General features: G+C 20.6%; 6 protein-coding genes. 3 read left to right on the top strand and 3 right to left on the bottom strand.

Annotated elements, in window-relative coordinates; all coding sequences use genetic code 11:
- Positions 1-451: 451 nt before the first annotated feature.
- Complete coding sequence (glnS, locus tag OC705_RS02160; protein WP_304512581.1) at positions 452-2,083, bottom strand: glutamine--tRNA ligase; 1,632 nt, start codon at positions 2,081-2,083, stop codon at positions 452-454.
- Between the two features lie 237 nt (positions 2,084-2,320).
- On the opposite strand from glnS, the gene OC705_RS02155 reads away from it, so the two are divergent.
- Entirely contained in the window at positions 2,321-2,524 is a 204-nt protein-coding gene (locus tag OC705_RS02155) for a hypothetical protein (RefSeq protein WP_304512580.1), read from the top strand.
- A gap of 921 nt (positions 2,525-3,445) precedes the next feature.
- On the opposite strand, the gene OC705_RS02150 is transcribed toward OC705_RS02155, so the two are convergent.
- Both OC705_RS02150 and OC705_RS02145 read right to left on the bottom strand, forming a co-directional pair.
- Entirely contained in the window at positions 3,446-3,853 is a 408-nt protein-coding gene (locus tag OC705_RS02150) for a hypothetical protein (RefSeq protein ID WP_304514052.1), read from the bottom strand.
- Between the two features lie 168 nt (positions 3,854-4,021).
- Entirely contained in the window at positions 4,022-4,708 is a 687-nt protein-coding gene (locus OC705_RS02145) for a hypothetical protein (RefSeq protein WP_304512577.1), read from the bottom strand.
- A 285-nt stretch (positions 4,709-4,993) separates the two neighbouring features.
- On the opposite strand from OC705_RS02145, the gene OC705_RS02140 reads away from it, so the two are divergent.
- The gene (locus tag OC705_RS02140; RefSeq protein WP_304512576.1) at positions 4,994-6,226 is read left to right on the top strand and encodes an aminopeptidase P family protein; all 1,233 of its coding nucleotides are present in this window, start codon (positions 4,994-4,996) and stop codon (positions 6,224-6,226) included.
- A gap of 337 nt (positions 6,227-6,563) precedes the next feature.
- Positions 6,564-6,779, top strand: a complete 216-nt coding sequence (locus OC705_RS02135) for a hypothetical protein (RefSeq protein WP_304512575.1) — start codon at positions 6,564-6,566, stop codon at positions 6,777-6,779.
- The last annotated feature ends 92 nt before the right edge of the window (positions 6,780-6,871 follow it).

Genomic DNA, 6,871 nt, shown 5'->3' with positions numbered 1-6,871 from the left:
AATTTAGATTGATGCTCTTAGATAAGTTGTTTTAATACTTGTTGAATAATGAAAGATTTTAAATGATCTTCAAGATTAATAAAACTTAGTTGCTTAATCTCGTTAAATAAACTATAAAATTACTAACCTTGGAATTAATAGGTAAAATCATTAATTTTCTGATTAATTTTTGTTATTACGAACATTTTTGTGATTAGAATATTTTTTCCTTTATCTATTATTACTATCTTATTATTGCGCAATTTTTTGGATATTTATGTTAGTTAAATCTGTTATTTATATTATTTTTATGCTTTTCTACTATTATTTTGTTTAATTAGTCGACTATATGGCTTGGGAATGTTATAACAACCGTTGCAGTTGGCTAGATTTTTGTTTTTACACGTATATTTTCATTACTATTAAAATACTAATAATCTTTTAATTGCTTTGTAATAAATTTGAATTAAATCTAATATTTTTTATTATTTTTTAAAGCTACAATTTCATTAAAATTTCTTATTTGGTTTTTTTGGTGTTCTAAATTAAAAAAACCATGTCTAATAAATTGGAATTTTTCTAAATTATTTTTAAAATCCAAATTGCTTTCTATAAAACCTTTGTATTGTACCCAAGAGTTAAAATTAAATAAACTTTTTATTTCTTCAGGTTTTTGATAATTCCATTGATTATTATTTTTTGATAATAAATCTTGATAAAAATTAAAAGTTGCTTCTAAAGATTTTTCCATAGTTAAAAAATGAATAGTACCGTTAGGTTTGCGTTGATTAAAGCCACTGCCACTTTTAGTAATCGGATCATAAGTAGCTAAAATTTCTAAAATTTCTCCAGAATTATTGGTTATTATTTTATAAGCTTTAATAAAATAAAAGTATAATAATCTAACTTCTCCATGCAAAAATAATCTTTTAAAATCCTGATTAGGTTTCTTTATTTGAAAATCACTATGTTCTATATAAATATTGCGAGAAAAAAAAACTTTTCTTTTTATTTGTTCGTCGTTTTTATAATAAGAAATTTCACGATATTCTATTTTATTTTCAGGATAATTAGTAATAGTTATTTTTAAAGGTTTTATAATAGCGATAATAGTTTTGGTTTTTAATTGTAAATCGCTTCTTAAACAAGCATCTAACATACTTTTGTCAATATTACTATTTATTTTCGAAAGACCGGCTTCTAGGATAAAATTTTTAATAGCATAAGGAGTAAAGCCGCGATTACGTAATCCTATTAAAGTAGGCATACGTGGATCATCCCAACCTCGTACCAAATTAAAATCTACCAAAGACTTAAGGATTCTTTTACTTAAACATGTACCGATAATATTTAATCTACCAAATTCAATTTGTTTTGGAACATGAATCATTTCAGTTTCTTTGATAATCCAATCATAAAGTGGACGATGATCTTCAAATTCTAAAGAACATAAAGAATGAGTAATTTTTTCTATAGAATCAGCTAAAGGATGAGCGAAATCATAAGTTGGATAAATATAGTGATATTTTTGTTTTAAAGTTTTAGTGTTCAAAATTCTGTATAAAACCGGATCTCGTAAATTAAAATTAGGGCTAGACATATCAATTTTTGCTCTTAATACTTTTTGACCTATTTGAAATTTACCTTGAGCCATTTTAGTAAACAATTCCAAATTCTCTGATATGGCGCGATTTCTATAAGGAGAATTTTTTTGAATTTCTCTTGTTTGTTTTAACTCTTCTGTATTCAAATCATCCACAAAAGCTTTATTTTTTTTTATTAATAAAATAGCTTTTTGATATATTGTGTCAAAATAATCTGAAGTAAAAAAAATTTTATCTGGTTTATATCCTAACCAATGCACATCTTTTTCTATATTTTCGATATAAATGGATTTTTCACGAACAGGATTAGTATCATCGTATCTTAAATAGGTTTTTCCTTGAAAATATTTAGCTAATTCAAAATTGATAACTATGGCTCGGGCATGACCTAAATGCAAAAAACCGTTTGGTTCTGGCGGAAAACGAGTAATAATTTCAGATATTTGATTTTTTTTTAAATCTTTTTGCATAATAGTTTTGATAAAGTTCGATATTATCATGAAATATTTATAATTCTCCTTTTTTTTACTAGAGTAAAAAATATAATACAATTTTTTGTTTTAATTAAATTTTTTTTATTAAAAATAATTATTTTTATTAGCAAAATATAAAAAATTATATTTTTTATATTAAAAATAAATTTAAATTTATTTAAATTATTTTTTTTAAGATATTTTTAGTATACTAAAATAAATATTTTTTTTTAAAAAATCTTATTTTTTGAGGAGCAAGTTAAAATGTTTATTAAATTAATTAATCGAATTATTTTATTAACAATAATTTTTATTATTTTATTTATAATCAAAAATGAGATAAATGTTGATTTTGAATCAAATTATGAAGATAATTATGAAAAATCTCTCGAAGAAATTAAAACAACTTGGCGAAAACTTGATCCATATAAAAACAAACAAAACAATTTTAATGAAATACAAGATTAAATTAATATAAAAATAATTATAAAATTGTATAAAATAGTTTATAATTAATATTAGAGAGATCATTTTCTATGATAATTGTCAAAAATTGTCATAGATTATGAACTCTCCTTTTTTTTAATATTATTTGAAATTAATTTTACAATGTTGTCATAAAATAATTATTTATAATTTATTAATTTTAAAATATCTTTTGGACATGTTCAAAATTTATCATTTTTTTATCTATGTAATAATAGAATAGTTTTTTAATAATGTAATAACTGTATTATATTTGTGATAGTTATTGTCCAAGCGAACTCTGTTTCGATTTATTTAATGATTGTGGTTTTTTAATAATCGAATAATAATAAAAGCATTAACCAGTTTGTTCCTACATTTTATTTTTTAATAATGAACAATTTTAAATAATTTTTAAGGTTTACAAAAACTTAATTTCTTGATCCCATTTAATAATTTTTTATATTTATAAAAATTGATCTTGATTTCTTCATTGATAAAAGAGCCGATATAGTTTAAATATATCGATAAATTTTCTTTTTTAGATTTAATCTTTATAACAGTGTATATAAATCAGGTATTATTTTATCTTTTTAAAATTTTATAATTTTATGTAAATTATATATAAAAATTTAGAAATTTCCGATATCTCCAGTTTTATAAACCGAAATAATAATGGAGATTATTATAATCATTAGCATTTAAAAAATAGTTAATCTGTGTTTTTATTATTATTGAAAATTTTTTCTACCACATCATCTTAGATAATAAAGTTTTCTTTTGAAATTTAATATTCAATAGTGTTTTAAAATTATTAAAATTCCGAAATTATTATATTCTAATAATTAAAATTAAACAAATTTAAGATTTTAAATTAATATTTTAAAAATAAAATATATTATAAAAAAATTATTAATATTAATATTATTTTTTTTTAATTTTTATTCTATAATGATAATTATTGCTATAATCATCTTTATATGCGATAAAATAAACTTGAAAGGCCCAATTCCAAATATCTCTAATTTTCCAAACTCCATAATTTAATAAAAAAAAAGTTTCTCCTATTAAAATATTATTGTTTAATATTTTATCGATATTAAAAACTTTAATTAATCCAGTATTTTTATTATATTCAATATTAGATTTCGGATCGAAATAAAAATTTTCTCTCAATTGTTTTTCCATTGACAGTTTAGAAGTTCCTAAAAAATAAGAAAATCTACCAAACAAATTATAATAAAATACTTTATCTTTTATTGCGTTAATTAAATTGAACGAAATTGAAGGATTTTCTGTATATGAATTATCAGAAATATTTACAAGAGGCATTGGAGAAGATTTTTTCGTTATTGGAAAAAATAATATTATAAAATAGCTTAACATGATTAATAACCAAATTAATAATATCACAATAAATATCTTGTAATTGTTTTTTTTTTGCTCATATTGTCACCATTTCTTTTGAAAAAATATTTTCTATTATCTTTGATAGATTGATTAATTTGGGGATTTTGAAGATTTAAATACTAATTTCGCTTTTTGTAAGTCTTCATTAATTTTATCTAACCAATTAGGTATTTCAGAACAATCTAATAATTGTTTAAGAGCATGAAAAAAACAATAACCATCTCCAGGTGTATCACTATATTCCTTAATATAAAAATGTTGATTTTCAAAATTTTTCATATTTAATGCAATAAAAGAACTATCTGGCGCTTGATATAAAGAATTAAAATAATTTAAAAAAATTTTTTCAGATTGATGCATTTCGATAACCAATAATATCTGTTTATTTATTTTTTTAGATAAAAAATCAATAGTACTTTGTATTAAAAAAGGATATGCAGTATTTAGTGTTTGATTAAAAATTTTTTCTTGAATTTTGTTCATATTTAATGGCGGATATTCCCATTTAACAAAATTCTCATAAATCTCTTTGTAAGTATTATCTTTTAATCCTGATATAAATTGTTCCAATCCTAAATAAGCTATTTTTGAAACTAGTTGGCGGTTTTCGTAATATTGATCATTATTAATTACCTCTGTATAATCATGATTATAATAATATAATTTGTGTTTACGGGTTATAAAACAATGATAAATAAACCAAACTATGATTACATGGAGTATAAATAAAAGTATATACAAAATATTTTTTAAATTGTTGGGTCGATTATGTAACATTTTTTTTAATTAATTTTATTTTTAACCTTTCTTTTTTTATAATTTCACTTTTAAATAAGAAGATTTTTAAAATATTTTCAATTTAATCAAAAAGATCAAATTATATTAAATATAGTAATATTATATAATTTATAACTTATAAATATAAGATTATTATATATAAAGACTTAGATTAAATTCATTTATTTAATTTTAGTTTTCTAAATATAATAAATTTATAAATTTAGATAATTTTATTATAAAAAATTAATCATTTTAATAATTTTTTTAGAGGTATTTTAATATATGTTTTTGAATAATCGTAAAATTTTTTTTGATTGTATAACTGATAATTCTATAGCTATATTTTATTCAGGTAATCCTCAATATAAAAGTGGAGATCAATTATTTCCTTTTGAAGTAGATAAAAATTTTTATTATTTAACAGGAATTAAACAACCTTATATTATTTTAATTTTAGTAAAAAAATTATTAACAAAACAAAGTTTTTTATTTGTTCCTAATATCGATCCTATAAATAAATTATGGCAAAATGATCAATTGGAGAAAAAACAAATCTCTGATATTTCGCAAATTTCATGTACTAATATTTTTGAAACGAAAGAATTTAATTTTTGGATTAACAAGCAAATTTCTGAATTAAAATTGTTATCACCAAAAATTTATTTTGATATCCCAAGCAATTGTAAAGAATTAAAATATTGTTGGAGTTATGAAAAAGTATATAAATTTTTAAATTATTGGCCCTGGATTGAAATATCTAATAGCTCTCGAATTTTATTAAAATTACGTAGACAAAAAAATAAAAATGAAATTAACTATATTAAACATGCTATTGATATACATTATCAATCTTTAATGTATTTATTCAAACAATTAAAGAATTGTCAATATGAATTTGAAATAGCAGCTCATTTGCATTATTTTGTATCTATAAACAAAGCTAAAAATGCTTTTGAAACCATTGTTGCTTCAGGAAAAAACGCTTTAATTTTGCATTATCATAAAAATAATTCTTATTTATATAATAACGATTTATGTTTAATAGATTCCGGAGTAAAAATGAATGATTATTCTTCAGATATTACTCGTTGTTTACCTGTTAAATCTACATTTACACCTATACAATATAAAATTTATAATTTAGTATTGAACACTAATAAAGAATTAATTAATTGGGTTAAACCTGAACATAGTATGAAAGATTTGAATCATTATGGAAAACAAATCCTATCTAAGGGCATGCAAAAACTTGGATTTGAAGAAAAAATTGAAAATTATTTTTACCACAGCATTAGTCATCATTTGGGATTAGATATACATGATGTAATTGGTATAGATGTAGAAGAGCCTATCGGAGAAGATAGCGTTATCGCTATTGAACCAGGTTTATACATTGATCATTTAAATTTAGGAATTAGAATTGAAGATAACATCATTGTTAAAAGAAAAGGAAATATTAATTTATCATCTAATATTCCTAAAGAAATTAAAGAAATAGAATCTTTAATAAAGTAAATAAAATATTTTAAATTTAATGATTATATTTTAAAAGATTAAATTTAACTCCTTCTAATATTATATAAATATTAACTATAGCGAAAATAAGTTAGAATTATAAGTTTTAAAATAGAGATTTGTTATAATATCAATGTTATTATAAATTATTTAATTTATGCATATTATTATTATTATTTATAATCACAATAATAATTTAAAGTATTAGAAATATATCAAATAAAAAGATGAACAAAATAAATTTAAAAAATATTTCACTAAAAGGAGGTTTTTTTTAAGTCTGTTAAAATTAATAAAAAAGAAATTAATTTATTTATTATTATTTATATTGTTAATATTGTTTTTTATTTATGTACTTAATTATATTTATTTTAATCAAGATAATTCAAAACACACAACAATATTACAAGATAATTTAGATTTTAGAATATCTGATAAAATACCAATTAATGATGGAGATCGTATCCTGAAAATTATTAAAATTATCGATAAACAAGGTAATATTAAAGAATATGATTGGGCGCCAAAGAGGCCTAAATATCGTGTGATTTGACCAATCACCAGTGCGATAAACACTGTAAGGCTAAGAACGGTTCTTGAATGGAAACTCTCAAGAATTACAGCAGTTCTTAAAAGCGGGTTGCG

Origin of the sequence: Candidatus Phytoplasma fabacearum (genome assembly GCF_030586805.1) — a bacterium.
Taxonomy (GTDB): domain Bacteria; phylum Bacillota_I; class Bacilli_A; order Acholeplasmatales; family Acholeplasmataceae; genus Phytoplasma; species Phytoplasma fabacearum.
Note: the sequence above shows the minus strand (reverse complement) of the source record. Positions and strands in the feature narration are given on the sequence as shown.